Annotated in this window: 5 protein-coding genes; 4 read left to right on the forward strand and 1 reads right to left on the reverse strand. The window is 66.9% G+C overall.

What is annotated here, in order from left to right; translation table 11 throughout:
- The first annotated feature begins 86 nt into the window (after window positions 1-86).
- The 4 genes from AC07DA_RS33795 (at window position 87) to AC07DA_RS33810 (ending at window position 12603) form a co-directional block, all read left to right on the forward strand.
- The gene (locus AC07DA_RS33795) at window positions 87-5018 is read left to right on the forward strand and encodes a DEAD/DEAH box helicase (RefSeq protein WP_479132031.1); all 4932 of its coding nucleotides are present in this window, start codon (window positions 87-89) and stop codon (window positions 5016-5018) included.
- Window positions 5019-5363: 345 nt separating this feature from the next.
- Window positions 5364-6659 carry a restriction endonuclease-related protein gene (locus AC07DA_RS33800; RefSeq protein ID WP_479132032.1) on the forward strand — a complete coding sequence of 432 codons (1296 nt, stop codon included), beginning with the start codon at window positions 5364-5366 and terminating at the stop codon, window positions 6657-6659.
- Window positions 6656-9964, forward strand: coding sequence for a pPIWI_RE_Z domain-containing protein (locus AC07DA_RS33805; protein ID WP_479132034.1), 3309 nt, complete (start codon window positions 6656-6658; stop codon window positions 9962-9964). The genes AC07DA_RS33800 and AC07DA_RS33805 overlap by 4 nt, the downstream gene beginning before the upstream one ends.
- Window positions 9964-12603 carry a pPIWI_RE module domain-containing protein gene (locus AC07DA_RS33810; protein ID WP_479132035.1) on the forward strand — a complete coding sequence of 880 codons (2640 nt, stop codon included), beginning with the start codon at window positions 9964-9966 and terminating at the stop codon, window positions 12601-12603. The genes AC07DA_RS33805 and AC07DA_RS33810 overlap by 1 nt, the downstream gene beginning before the upstream one ends.
- A gap of 243 nt (window positions 12604-12846) precedes the next feature.
- On the opposite strand, the gene AC07DA_RS33815 is transcribed toward AC07DA_RS33810, so the two are convergent.
- A complete protein-coding gene (locus AC07DA_RS33815) occupies window positions 12847-14106 on the reverse strand; it encodes a hypothetical protein (RefSeq protein WP_351348403.1) in 1260 nt (419 codons plus the stop codon).
- Between the last annotated feature and the right edge of the window lie 288 nt (window positions 14107-14394).

Consider the following 14394-nt stretch of genomic DNA (forward strand, 5'->3'; position numbering starts at 1 on the left):
CAATCCAAGTCGTAGGCGGGCTCTCCCTGTTCGGGAGCGCCCGCGGTTCGACTGGTGATCAACAACGGGTGCAGGAGGGGCAAGAGATGAATCCGCTGGAGCTGGCTGATCGGTTGCGTGAGGACTACCGGCGGTTCACCTGGACCACCTATCCCATCGCCGACTCTGGGCTGCGGTCCCGCCTGGAGCGGCTGGTGGATGACGAGGCGTTGCTGTGGCGCGGCCCGTACCTGTCTGTCCAGCCGCGCTTCCAGTTGGATGCTACGTTGTCCGACCTCGCGGCGAGCATCGGCTTGCCGCCTGAGGTCACGACCGCCTTCCCTCGGGTCGAGCGACTCTTCACGCATCAGGTGACTGCGGTGACCCGGATCCGACAGGGCCTGAACACGTTGGTGGCCACCGGTACCGGTTCGGGTAAGACGGAGTCCTTTCTCATCCCAGTTATCGCGCATGCCTACGAGAACAGGCACCGTCCCGGGGTGAAGGCGATTGCGCTGTACCCGATGAATGCCCTGGTCAACGACCAGGAGGACCGGATCAAGGCGGCCTGCGAGGCGCTGGGTCTGACCTACGGGGTCTACACGGGCGCGACGCCTACGCACGACCGGACTCGTATGCAGGAGATGCCCCCGGACATCCTGCTTACCAACTACTCCATGCTGGAGTACATCCTGACGCGCCGGGAGGATCGGGAGCTCTTCCGGAACGGCGTGCTGCGCCATCTGATCTTGGACGAGATCCACACCTACCAGGGCGCGCTTGGCACCGAGATCGCCGGCCTTGTGCGGCGGCTTCGCGGTCATGTCGCCGATGAGGGGTTGATCTGTGTTGGCCTGTCCGCGACGGTGAGCGCGGGAGGCGACCACGCCGTCGACCTGCAGCGCACCGCCGAGTTCGCGAGCAGCTTGTTCGCCGCCCCGTTCGATGTGGACAGCATCATTGAAGAGACGGCCGTGCCCCAGCCCGAGCCGGATGTGGACCTGATCGGCCCGGCACCGGACCGCGACCAGCTTCGCCAGGCCCTCGCCGACGGCGGTAACACGTCACGGCTGCGGGCCGTGCTGGGCGATCCACAGGCAAGTCCGGTGCTGGATTTGCTGCGGTCGCACCTGTCCGAGCCCAGCACGGTTGATGAGCTGATGGATCTTCTCGCGAGTCTGCCGCAGCGGCAGGGCGCAGACCGGGCAGCACTAGAAGACGAAGTAGCTGGCTGGCTGCTGCTCGGGGCGGACACCCACACCCCGGAAGGCCCGCCTGTCCTAGAAGCCAAGGTCCACCTGTTCCTGCGGAGCCTGCCCACTCCGGTGCGCTGTGCCGGGGAATCCGAGCATCTGTTGCTGGACGGTGCAACAACGTGCAGCCACGACGGCTGTGGCGCCAAGGTCACAACGCCCTTGGGGGTGTGCCTGGGCTGTGGTCAGGACTACGACCTGGAGCGGGATGACCCCGACGGTCCGGTCGCTCGCTATGTGGCCCGCCGTCTGACGGCCGATGAACCTTTGCAGGTTCCTCAGACCGGTGACCGGAACTGGTACCCGGCGCGCCGGTGCACGAGCTGCGGCAAGGACGCCAACGGTGCGACGTGCCTCGGGTGCGGAGCCGCGACCCGTGAGGTCATTGTCGCTGTGCCAGAGCCCGATCGGCCGCTCACGCGATGCCCAGTGTGCGGGTACCTCCGCTCGCATGGCGCTGTGCAGGAGTTCACCGCGCGTACTGCCGCCGCGGTCACTGCTGCCGCGTTCAGCCTGCACACGGGGCTGGCAGCGCAAAGCGATGACGAAATGCTACGACGCCTGCTGATCTTCGCCGACTCGCGGCAGGACACCGCGTTCCAGGCAGGCTACCTGCGCGACCGATCCCGGGCCGTGCAGGTGCGCCGCCTGATCGTGGAGAGTGTGTCTGACCGCGTCCGTAAGGAGGAGCCACCCGCGAGCTTCAACAGCCTTGTCGAGGACGTCTTCCGGCGCGGCCAGGACTCCGGTCTCTACGAAGACCCGGCGGGCAAGGACGCCCGCCGTCGGGCTCTGCGCGTGTGCGAGTGGGATCTACTCGGGGAACTCGCCAGTGATGAGCGCCGGCCACCGACCCTGGAGCGCCTCGGGCTGGTCACGATCGGTTATCCGGGCCTGGAAGCGCTGAGCGATGAAGCACTCAAGCCGCTCACCGACACGTTGGGCGCGAACACCGCCGCGGCTCGCTGGCTTCTGGCCCGCATGCTAGATCTTGTGCGCACCCGCGGTGGGCTCGGCCATGACCTGCTCCAAAAGCGCCTGGACGCCAAGACGGAGGCCGAGCTCGTCGAGGCTGGCGCCACCATGGGGTTGGGACAGTCCGTCACTGGCTACGGCGAGACCAACATCAGAGTGCCGGGTGCCAATCCCCTAGCCATGAGCTCCAAGGGCGCGGCCGGACGTCTGGTACGGACCGCTTTCCCAAGCGTGACCAGCTCCGATGCGATCGAGCGGGGCGTACGCAAGGCCGTCGACGTGCTGTCCGAGCACGAGCTGCTGAAGGGCACCCAGGTGGGCAGCGGCCGACAGCGGGTCGTGCTGCGGCAGGTTCCGCCCCAGGCTGTGGAGATCAAGCCCGCCAGCGAGACCACTTACCGGTGCCGTGCCTGCCGGGCCGTGCAGCCTGGTCCTTCGCCGCAGAACAGGTGCGCGACGTTCAACTGCAAGGGCAGCATGGAACCGTGGCATGGCGACCCCGATGACCACGAGCGGTTGCTGGCCGCAAGCGATGCGCCCTTGGTCATCAAGGCCGAGGAGCACTCTGGGCAGGTGCCGCTGGAGGACCGCGAGCAGATTGAGGAGCGGTTCAAAGAGGGCGATCTCAACCTGCTGGTCTGCACCATGACACTGGAGCTGGGCGTGGACCTGGGCCAGCTCCTCGCCGTCATCCTGCGAAACGTGCCTCCGCGTCCGAGTAACTACGCCCAACGCGCCGGCCGAGCCGGGCGACGGGAGGAGCGGGTCGCGCTCGTCGTCACCTTCGCCGGCGGCATGCCCCACGACAGCTACTACTATGCGCGGCCGGTGGAGATGATCCGCGGTGCCATCCGCCCGCCGGCGTTCCTGCTGGACAACCAGCGTGTGCTCAAACGCCACGCCCGAGCCATGGCACTGGAGCTGTGCGGACAGAACCTCCCCCAGTGGATGCGGGGCCTGGTAACCGAGGACACGGACGGGAACCTCCACGGCATAGACGAAGTCAAGACCGCCCTCGCCGAAAGACGCGACCGCATTGCGACCCAGATCCTCGCCGCCTTCCGCCTCGGCCTCGCCGAGGGCGATCTGACCTGGCTCACCGAAAACTGGGCATACGAGGTGGTCGACTCCTGGATCGACGACCTCAACGCACACGTCGAGCCCTACCGCATCCGCCAAAAGGGTCTGCTGGAAGAGTGGATGCAGGCCGCCAGCAAGCCGGGAAACAAGGAAGCCTCCCGCGCACTCACCAGCATCAACGCCAGTCTTGAGGCCATGCGCAGCGGCGACCGCAACCGCGCGTACGTGCTGTCCTACCTCAGCTCCGTTGGCTTCCTTCCGTCCTACGCCTTCCCCACCGACACCACCAGCCTTGCGCTTGAACGCGAGACTGCTGAGCTGTCCCAGGACTCCGTCCAGGCACTGAAGGACTACGCCCCTGGGCAGCTCGTGTACGCCCGCGGCGACAAGTGGCTCGTTGACCAAGTCGACTTCCGCCGCGCCAACCTGATCAACTCCGACGGCATCGGCGCTCTCGACCACATCAACCTGTGCAACCGCTGCGACACCGTGAACGCCCCGACCAGCGCGCACTGCCTGTCCTGCGACAGCGACGACCTGAGCCCTCAGCTCAGCGTGCCGATGCGCGCCATGCGCGCCTCACGCCGACAGCGGATCTCCGCCGATGAAGAGCACCGTTCCCGATCTCCCTTCGAAGTCACCCACCACCTCGGCGCCCCCAACACCGCCGAGACCTACCTCTTCGAACGCGAGGGCCTGGTACTGCAGTGGGAGCGCGGTGCGGATCTGACCGTCCTCAACCGCGGGCGCATTACCAGAACCCAGACCACCAGCGAGCGCTTCGTCATCTGCACCGGGTGCGGCTTGTGGTTCGACGCGATCCCGGGCCCCACCCCGACCCGCGCTCAACGAGACCGCAAGCAGTTCCACGACAAGATCTGCAGTAACCAGCGGCTCGAATACAGCATTCTGCAGGTCGACCGCCGCGTCGACTGTCTGCAGGTCCTCCCCGACCTAGAGGCACTCGACATCCGCCCGGACCGGCTCGAGGAGTTCCTCGCGAGCATCCGCGCCGCCCTGGATCTTGGCTGCCGCGTCATGCTCCAGGCTGGCGACGACGAAGTCGCGGGCTTCGACTGGCCTCGACCCGATCCGGAAAGCGACGAGGCCACCTTCCGACTCGCGGTTCTGTACGAAGACGTGCCCGGCGGCGCCGGCTACCTGCGCCAGCTCGCCGCCCGCTTCGGTGAAGTGGCCGCCGCCCTAGTCCCAGTGCTGGAGGGCTGTTCGTGCGAGCGCTCCTGCTACGCCTGCCTGCGCTCCTACGGCAACCAGTTGGAAGAAGACCTGCTCGACCGTCATGTGGCCGCAGACTTCCTGCGTCGCTTCGCCAATGCTCCGGCAGTGGACGGGCGTCGGGTGCCCGGCTACACCGACGCTTTCCACGGCCGCCCGCGGTCCGCAATTGAGCGGCGTCTGGCCATCGCGTTGATGGCCCTCGGAGCACCTCGCGGCCACGCCCAGTACAACTGGGGAGACCGTGGCTCCACTGATGGAACGCCTCGCCCCGTCACGGTGGCCGACTTCGCCTGGCCCGACCAGAAAGTCGCCGTCTTCTGCGACGGCTGGAAGCACCACCACACCCCGGAGCGACAGGCATCGGACAAGGCCAAGCGGGACGCCATGCGTGCCGATGGATGGACGGTTCTGTCCTACTGGGGCGGGCAGATCGTCCGCAACGCCGAGCAGTGCGCAGCAGAAATACTGGAGCGCCTCACCACCGGGATCTGATCAACTCCATGGTGCCGGGAGCAACCGCCTCAAGGCGGTTGCTCCCGGCACCATCGCGTAGGCGGGGCCAGTCACCGACCGGCTTGGCACAACACCAGCGGGATCTCTTCGCCAATATCCCCGGTCAAGCCACGGACGAGAGCAAGGGCATCAAGTCTTGCGGCAACCGGCTTGATGACCATCCGCATAGCGGAGAGCCGCTCCCTCTCGATTTCTGGCGTGTAGTAGCGGCGCCACGAGATTATCGCAGCACCACGCATTGATTCGAATTCATGGTCGAGTAACTGAACGCTTGTTCACATGAAAGGCGTGCGTTGTCGGTGGGTTCCGGTATACCGATCGACTATGAGTGTTACTCAGGACGCTGCCTCCTCCTACGGCCATACGCAGCGGCGATCGGTTGACGGTAACTCCCCAGATGACGACCACGGGGCTGCTGCGGTCCCTGCGTCGCGTGACGCTAGCCCCGGTGACGACAGAGACCCGCGGACCGCTCAGGACGATTACCTGCTAGTGGAGCTGCTGTGTGCCGCCTTGGCGAAAATCCGCCTCGAACGGCAGCGGGCCGGCCTTCAAGCTACTGGCACGGACGGGTCGGGGCCGTTGCCGCGTGCCTGGCGTGATGCACGGGGTCGCCTGTGGTGGAAGGCGCAGGCACTGAGGTTGGATGGACCTGGCAACGACTTGGAGCTGTTCGACTGGTGCCGTCGCCCGCTGGGATCGTGGCCTGTACCGCTGTCCCTAGCCGAAGTCGATCTGGAAGCGGTGCTGCTGGAGGGCGATTCCCTGTCCGAATTCGCCGAGCAGGCGGCAGACCTGGTCCAGCACGCTGACGTCGAGGCGGAACTCGTTCAGAATCAGGTCTTCGCCGCCCTGATGCTGTGTGCACGGATGAACGGTGGGGACGACGGTGCAGTCCAGCAGGTCTACCGTCGGCTGCGGCGCTTGCTGATCGACCATCCGGTGCTCAGCGACCGCGAGGTCCAGACGCTGGCACGGGAACTACCGGCAGCGGACTCCGACCATGACTCGTTCCTCGCGAAATTCGTCCGCATCGCCTACGTTCACCACCCGGTCCAGGCGCCGGGGAAGGTTCGCCTGCGGCGCTGTGCCGACTGCCGTAATCCATTGGATGACAGGGCGCTTGGTTGTGGGACTCCTGGCTGCACGGGGGTGGCAGAGCGCTACGAAGTGGCGTGTCTGGGTGGCTATTGGACACAGCACCGGGCAACCCGCCAGTTCTTCCACGACCCGGGACTTCTGGAGGGCCGGCTGCTGGACCAGGTGAGAGAAATCGCCCACGAATGCCTGTGCGTCGAAGACTGGCCGTGCCTGGACGCGTGGGATATGGCAGTGACGTTCAAGGCCAAGGAGCCAGGTGCAGAGGCGGAGTGCTGGGCCGTCGACGCCAAGGACTGCTCAAGCCCAGCCCTGCTCGCCCGAGGATTTCGCTGCGATCCCCGCGTGCCGGCGCGGAGGCACATCATCGTCATCCCCATGCACCGCCTCAGAACTCCCGGCTACTGCGCGGATCTCGAGCGCGAGCTGCAGGGCCGAGTTACCGGCGTCGAGGTCCTCGACGAGAAGACGTTCTTGCGGCAGGTCACCGTCCGTGCGCGCCGGGCAGGAGGAACGCGATGAGGGACACCCGTGCCTGGAGCAAGTCCCTGATCAAGGAATTGGCGGACGACAGTGTGCGCCCCCTCCTCGGCCCCCTCAGGCCCTGGGAAGTCTGCGCCCTTGAGGTAGGTCTGTCCTTCCTGGACGACCATCTGCCCGGCCGGGGCATCGGCGCGCTGTGGCCGGTGCTGTCCGGATACATGCGCCTGGATGAGGACCTGGGCCCGCAGATCCGGACTCTGCGGGAGCTGATGGGCCCGCTCGCCAAGACCGGGACCATGCGAGAGAAGCTCGATCAGTACGTGAAGGTCCCGGCCCAGGTACGCGGCTTTGAACCCTGTGACATGCCCGGCCACAAGCCGGAGTTGTCGACCGTATTCACACACCGGTCCACCCCGTACGCCGCGGGCCGACATGACCTCTACCGTCAGACGCTGCAGAAGATCGCCCCCTACCAGACGACCTCCCCGTACCGACCGGCACCGCCTGGTTCGGTGTGCTTCTTCGAGCGGGCCGACGGCAGCAGGGAACAGATCCGCGTCCCCGAGACGCTTATCCCGGCGCCCGCTCCAGCAGTGCTGCCCGCAGCGGCCCCCCGGGCCCAGGAGCCCATCGCCCTCACACGAGAGGACTTCCGGTGGGCTGCCGAACAGATCGACAAGATCCTGGAAGCCCATCCGGAGATCGAAAGCCGGGACTTCGTCAAACGGTTCGAACAGATGGAAGCCCTGCTGGCCGACCAGATCGAAGGTCATCTCCGCGACCAGCGGTGGCGGATGACCATCGACCGCTTGTGGCATGTGGTCGGCCTGATGAACAGTGGTAAATCCACCTTGCTGGACCTGATCGCCTTCATCGTCGCCCACCGCGGCGGCAAGGTCGGGTTCGTCCTTGCCTCCGGCAGCGACGTGTTCGCCAAGGTCAGTTTCCTGCAAGCCCTGGGCATCGCGGCTGTGCCCATCTTCGGACGCACCCGGGAAGGCGTCCACAAGGACCGGTTCTGGCGCTCGCTCCTCCACGATGGCGAGAAGACCTTCCCCACGGGTCTGGACCCTGCCGCGGCGTTCGCCGACGACCAGTGCTACTTGGAGGAGCTGCGGCTGACCAGTAGGGCCAACCGGGCCCCGCTGCCACGTGAGGAGCGACCCTGCACAGGCCGGCTCACCGTGGCCGGCGAGAGCGGGCGTCGGGACTGCCCTCTTCTGTCCCAGTGTCCGTCGCATACGGCGGCACGCATGGTTGCCGATGCACAGGTGTGGGTGACGACCGCAGCGGGACTGGCCTCAACGCGGATGCCGCAGTCCCAGATCGAAGTCCGCGTCGCTGAAGCGGCCCAGCACCACCTGTCCGTCTTGCTCGTGGACGAAGCCGACACCGTGCAGCAGCAGTTCGACGACCGGTTCCTACTGCACGAGATCCTTTCCCAGCCCGGCAGGGGCTGGAGTCACCGGGTGGGGGACCGAATCGGACAGCGGCTTGAGCACTCCTGGTTCCTCGACCTCCTCGACCCGGAGGTAACGGCCAGCGACAAGCACTTCCGTCGGCACGATCAGGCCCTGACCGAGCTGTACCGGCTGGTCATCGCACCGGATGCGGATGCCCTGCGAGCTGTCATCGCCGAGGGACCGTTCACCGGGTACAGCCTCCTGCGGCGCCTGGCCCGCAGCCTTCACGGCCTTGGTGAACGAACCGACTTCACGGACAAGGCGGAACTGGAAAAAGCCTCCGACGAGTATTTCGAAGAGAACTTCGCCTCGCTGCTCTCCGCTCCGTTCCAGGCTCCTGCGGCGAACTGGGCGGAGCTGATCGAGGCGATGACGGCAGCCCATGACACTCGTGTCTCGGCCCAGGAGGCCGCGGAGGCGTGGATCACCACCCACCAGCCCGCCATCGACGAGGCGGATGTCCGAGACACGCTGGCGGAGTGGGCACAACTGCTGCAGGCCGGGGTGTGGGCCGCGCGGATCACTACGTCCTTCTTCGAAGTCGCCCAACGGCTGCCCGCCATCAGCTCCTCCCCGATCGGCGACGGGGAGGACTTCTGGAGCCGACAGCCGCCGCGTGACCTGATGCCGTTCGTGCCCGAACAGGCTGCCGGGAACCTGATGGCGCTTCAGTGGCAGCCCAACCCCGGTGGTGACAGCGGATCGTTCAGCATCCTGTGGCTCCGCGGGGTTGGCCGCTGGCTGCTCTACCACCTCCATGATCTCCTGACGGCCGAGGGCATCGAGGGGCCACATGTCGTCCTTGCCTCCGCCACCAGCTGGATGCCCGCCTCGCCCCGCTTCCACCTGGACGTCGCCCCGAACCTGGTACTACGAGAGCCGGAAAAGGCCAGGGCTGCGCTGAAGCAGAGCAAGATGTTCTTCCGGCCGCCGCGCTACCCCGACGGTCGTCCCGTCTTCACCTCGGGCACCGGCGGCAACCCCGCCCTCCACACCCACGCCCTGTGCACGGCCGCCGACTGGATCTGCAACCCAGCCCCCGGTGCGCGCGAGTCCCTGCTCCAGCAAGCCCGTCTGCGTTTGGCCCCCGACCGTCAGCAAGTCCTGTTCACCGTGCAGAGCACTCGCGACGCCCAGACCGTCGCCGACTACATCAACCACAAAACGCCGTACACGGCCCTGCACGTCATTCGCGACGACGACCCGCCCACCCGGCACAGCATCCCAAGGCGCCGCCTGCCCACGTTTGCCGCGTCCGGCGCCGACATCCTGGTTGCTGCCGAAGGAGCCGTCCAACGCGGCCACAACATCCTCAACGCCCGCCGCTTCGCCGCCCTCGGCGCTGTGTTCTACCTGGCCCGCATCCACCCGCCCGCCGACGACGCCACCTTCCCACTTTCCCTGCTCAGCCGAGAGGCGATGCGCCGCCTCCGCGACCCTATTGAACTGGCCGACCCCTTGATCGATCCCGTCGACCTCGCGCGCAAACTCCGTTACGTCGAGCGCCGCCGTTGGCAGCAGCGAGTCGGAGAACCGGTGCTGTTCTCCCGCCTCACCGACCCGGTCGAACACGCGGCGTTCGTCGGCAACTTCCTCGTCCCGCTCCACCAGACGATCGGCCGCGGCATCCGCGGTAACGAACCCGTACTGGTGTACCTCTGCGACGCCGCCTTCGCGCCCCGCACCGCCACGCTCGACGAAACCGCCGCCGATACTCCGCGCACGAGCGTGATCGTCGCCGCCCAGCAACTCCTACACGGCTGGCTCACCGATCCAGGCCCGACCGCCAGCGCGGCAGAACGCCTAGACCACGCACTCGCCCACGCCTGCTGGGGCCTGGCCTCCCATCTCCTCGACAACATCGACTGGGGTCACCGCTGATGCCTGCCTACCGCGCCACCCAGGCCACCGTACTCACCTTCGCCCCCGGGGCCAGCTGGCCCGTCACGGGCTACCGCGCGACCTGCCCACCGGGGATGCTCAGCCTTCTCCAAGCAGCCTGGGAAGCCCGCCCGGGCCGCCGAACGCGCAACGGACCCGACCACCTGCCGACCAAGTCACTGAGGGACCTGCTCACCCTTATCGACCCGGACATCACCTCCGTGCACTGGGATCCACGCCATCCGGCCTGGCTCCGCGCGCGTACCGAGATCGACCCGGACCTGCTGCTGATCGCGCTGTCGGCATGGGCCTCCGCTCACGTCGCGCCCGACGTGCCGGACACCGACTGGTACGGCCGTCTTGAAGGCGCCGGCCAGTTCGAATGGATCCCAGAAGACCTCGACCTGGCCCAGCACGGCCTCCACTCCAACGGCACCGCCGACCCTCCACCGCACGTCTTCGAACTCCTGCCCAGCCTCGTCGCCGAACACCTCACCACCACCGAACTCCGGCTCCTGGGCCACCACCGTGATCTCCGCCTCGGCCCCACCCAAGCCGACGGCCGCCGCACCCTGCACCTCGGCCAACCCGAGCTCCTCATCGATGAAGACGGCGCGGCCGGCGCCAGCGTGGACGTCCTCACCTTCCACCTGGAAACCGTCCCCGGCGTCCCCGAAGTCCACCTCCACGTCGACCTGGGTATGACCCGCTTCGCGACGAACGCCGTCGACTACATCCCCCGCCGCGGAAACGGAGACCCCACCGCCAGCGTCCTGCTCTCCGCCAAGGAAGGCTTCATCCACCGCCGCGAACGTCCCATGCTCCTGCAGAGCTCCGTCACCATCCGTCGGCGCGGACAGGACAGCTCCTGGACCTGGCAGCCGGGCGTCGCCAGCATCCTCGCCCGCCTCACCCACCACGAGCCACCCAGCCTCGATGAGCTGCGCAACGCTCCGGGCAACGCCGCTGCTCAGCCCTTCGCTGCCCACCTCGTCCACAGCACTGGCATGACCTACCGCCATCCGGACCAGGACGGCACCCCGCCGACTCGTGCCACCCACGAGCACCCCGTCGGCCACGGCTACCAGCCCCGCGACCATATGGAGGTCCTCACTCAGGTCGCCCGACAGCTGGAGAACAAGTGCCTGGTCCCGCTGACGCCCACGCCCAAGGCGCGGACCCGTGCGAAGACGCGCCTGCCGATGCAGCTGCCCGAATCCCCCACGTACGAGATCGAAGTCTGGGCGTCCTCTGACCGCACCTGGCAATGCCTGCAGACCGCCGCCAGCAAACTCGACCTGGCCCCCGCCACCGCAACAGCGGATCGCACCAGCTTCACCGGGCCGATCAACCTCACCCTCCACCGCCGCGACCCGCAAGACCTCACCGCCGGCCTGCCGCGCTCCACCGAGTCGGACCCAGCAGCCCGGCGGGCCGCCTACGAAGCCAGCGAGGCCGAACGCACCAAACGAATCACCCGTGCATTCCCTCGCCTTGCCCATCCCATCGCCTGCATCGTGGAGATGGAAGGCGCGGCCTACTTCACCCGCACACGCCAACGCGACCCCAAGCCCCTCTTCAAGAAGGTGCTCCCAAGCCTCCGCCGCAACGTCCAGGGACTGCGCCCCATCCCGCCAGCAAACCCCAATCCCAGCAAAGCAACCCTCGCCAAGCGCTTCCCCGGCACCGACTTCTCCACGACCGACATCGAGCGCGCCACTTCCGCTCTCCGGGACGCCCTCCGCCAGGCGGGCCATCTGCCCAAACTCCCCGCCCCACCCGGCGTCGAAGGCCCCTTCGAGCTGATCACCGTATGGCTTGCCCCGGCCGGCGAGCGGATGCTCGTGCCGATGCTCATCCGACAGCACACCCACGAGGAACCCACGGCACAGCTCATGACGACGGCCGGCAGCCCCGCCGAGCACCCCATGCCGCTGACCGCACTGCCGGAAGCCCTCGCGGCCGGACGCGGACGCGTACCCCGTACCGCACGCGCGGCCCTCGCCGACTTCTTCACCAACGCGCTGTCGCTGGACTCCACCGCCGACCGCCTGCTGCTCGTACGCCGCGCCCGGACGAGCGACAAGAACATCTGGCCCTGGCTACAGGACGGCCGCATCACCTTCGACCAGCTCGTACTGCCGGGCATCGACATCACAGCCCCCAACGCGGACCCAGTCCGCCGCAAGCCTGGCGACCAACCGGGCCTGCGCATCATCCGGCTACGCGAGCGCAGCGACCGCTCTGCGGTACCCAGAGCCTTCGGCATCACCCAGGAGATGGTCAGCGCCGGCGACGACACCGACGAACTGATCTCTGTGACCCGACATGGACGATTCTCCGGCCTGGTCGAAGTCGGGGAACGCGCCTTTTGGGGCATTAACCCACGCTCCGACCAGAACCAGACCCCCCTCACCCTCACCAAGCTCGACCCGGCCCAGACCGCCAACCGCACCTGGACCTGCTCCAATCCCAACTCGCTGGAGATCGTGCCCGCTTTCCTCCAGGACGGCGACAACCCGGCCGACTGGGCCATGTACGTCCATGCTCAGCGACGCCTCCACGCCCACACGACCATCGCGACCACCTGGCCGGCAATCGTGCACCTAGCCGACCTGATGGAGGAATACATCTTCTGATCTCCCCTGCTGGGCCCACCGGTGCTCGGTCACACACAGGCCGGGCACACCAGCACACCACCACGACAAATGGCCTGCAAACGCGGCGGCGCGGAGGTGTGGCGGGCACCTTCCGCACATGTGCCTTACTCTCAGCCAGTCGCGGCGAGACTTCAGTCAGGTCGCGACTGGCGGTATGAGCACCAGCCCGGATGCGTCTGGAGCCGACTGGGAATCGCCCAGGCCAGATCCGACCTCCTAGCGTCAGGAAGACAGCAAATCCGCAGGCAGTCGCACCGGCGGTGTTGCCTCGTAGAACGACCTCAACGGGGCCGTGACCGTGCTTGTTCGTAGCTCGTCGGACAGCAGGGTCTTGTCGAGTTCCAGCGGGAGATCCGGCCCCGTCGACACGGTTGTGACCAGCCAGCGCAGCAGCGTGCTGTGGGCTACGCGCCGCAACTGGTGCAATTCCTTTGTGTCGGCGTCGCCAGTGTCGTCACCGTGGGCGTACTTCGAGCGGCGCCCATAGGCCCTGCCCACAACCTGAGCGACCGCGAGCCTGTGGCTGTCGGTCATCCACAGAGCCGCGGCGCGCTGTTTCACCTTGCGGCTGAGATCGGCTTGTTCCTCATCCGCCAGGAGCGCCTCCAAGGCGATTACATAGTGCAGTGTGACCTCATCGGCATCGTCCTCCCAGACGAAGTCGTTGCCGTAGGTCCGGTGTGCGGCACGGACCAGGTGCTCGCTCGCTCGTTGCAGACGCCTGGCACGCATCTTGGCCCTCTTGCTCTTCTGGTCAGCACCCGCCAGCACCGTGCTGATCAGCCCGTCCACGGCTGTTGCGAATGCGTTCAACCGTGGCAGGTCCATCTTGGTCACCCGCCACAGGCCGGTGTCACGCCTCTCGTACTCAATCTCCCTACCCGTGTCGTCGACGTGGATGTCGGGGACCACGGGCACGGTGCCAGCGTGGAGGTCTGCTCGGCGTTCTCGTTCGACGATGAACCAGGCGTTCATACGGAGCATGTTGCTGCTCCACAACAGCAAGGTCAGCAGCGGTCGCCAGTGCAGCAGTTCGGGCCGGGTGTGCATCCCCATCAGAGGGAAGCGGTAGCCATTGACCAACGCCCTTTCATTGACCGTGCGTTGGAGGACGAGCGCCCCGTCCAGAACGCTCTCGGCAGCGGGCGCTTCCTCAACAGAGCCGGTAATAGAGTGCAGCGGCGGGCGCAGGTGTCGCAGTTCGTCACGCCGGAGGGTGCGGAGGGTGTACTCACCGAGCGGGATGTCTGTGCCGGCCGGGGCCTGGCCATCAAGGAACAGCCAGTCTTCAGAGGCCGGCCGGGGCGCAGTGCAAAAAGTAGAGAAGCGCGCCGCCACCTGATCATCGTCGATGTCCGCACCGTGGCCGACGGCGTGGGCCACTCGGCTCAGCCCGCTCAGGTACAGCAGAGTTTCATCCCGCAGGCTACCGTCCGCGGCATACAAGTCGTCGCGCCTTTCCGGCGGGGCCAGCGCGGACACACAGTTCCTCACGCATGGCCAGGCCGGGAGGCCGGCGAGGGGCCGCCAGTCCGACTCGTGTGTTCCCAGTGCGCTGGCCTCGCGTACCTGAGTCAGCCACCTCGTCAACTCCACTCGCAGTTGCGAAGTTTGGTCCATCTGCATCTGGCTGACTGTAGCGGGGTGCACCGTGGAGCAGGATGGTTCCCAAGCACTAGTACTGCAACGGTGCTTGCCGTGACTGATGGCCAGGTCAGGGGCTGTGTCCGCGTCGTTTGTAGTGGCTGGTGCGGGCCTGGTGCTGTCGTC

The organism is Streptomyces sp. NPDC044921 (genome assembly GCF_056432865.1).

What these genes read in the sequence shown, in the direction of transcription:
- AC07DA_RS33795 (WP_479132031.1), top strand. Translation starts at nt 87, where the DNA reads ATGAATCCGCTGGAGCTGGCTGATCGGTTGCGTGAGGACTACCGGCGG.
- AC07DA_RS33800 (WP_479132032.1), top strand. Translation starts at nt 5,364, where the DNA reads ATGAGTGTTACTCAGGACGCTGCCTCCTCCTACGGCCATACGCAGCGG.
- AC07DA_RS33805 (WP_479132034.1), top strand. Translation starts at nt 6,656, where the DNA reads ATGAGGGACACCCGTGCCTGGAGCAAGTCCCTGATCAAGGAATTGGCG.
- AC07DA_RS33810 (WP_479132035.1), top strand. Translation starts at nt 9,964, where the DNA reads ATGCCTGCCTACCGCGCCACCCAGGCCACCGTACTCACCTTCGCCCCC.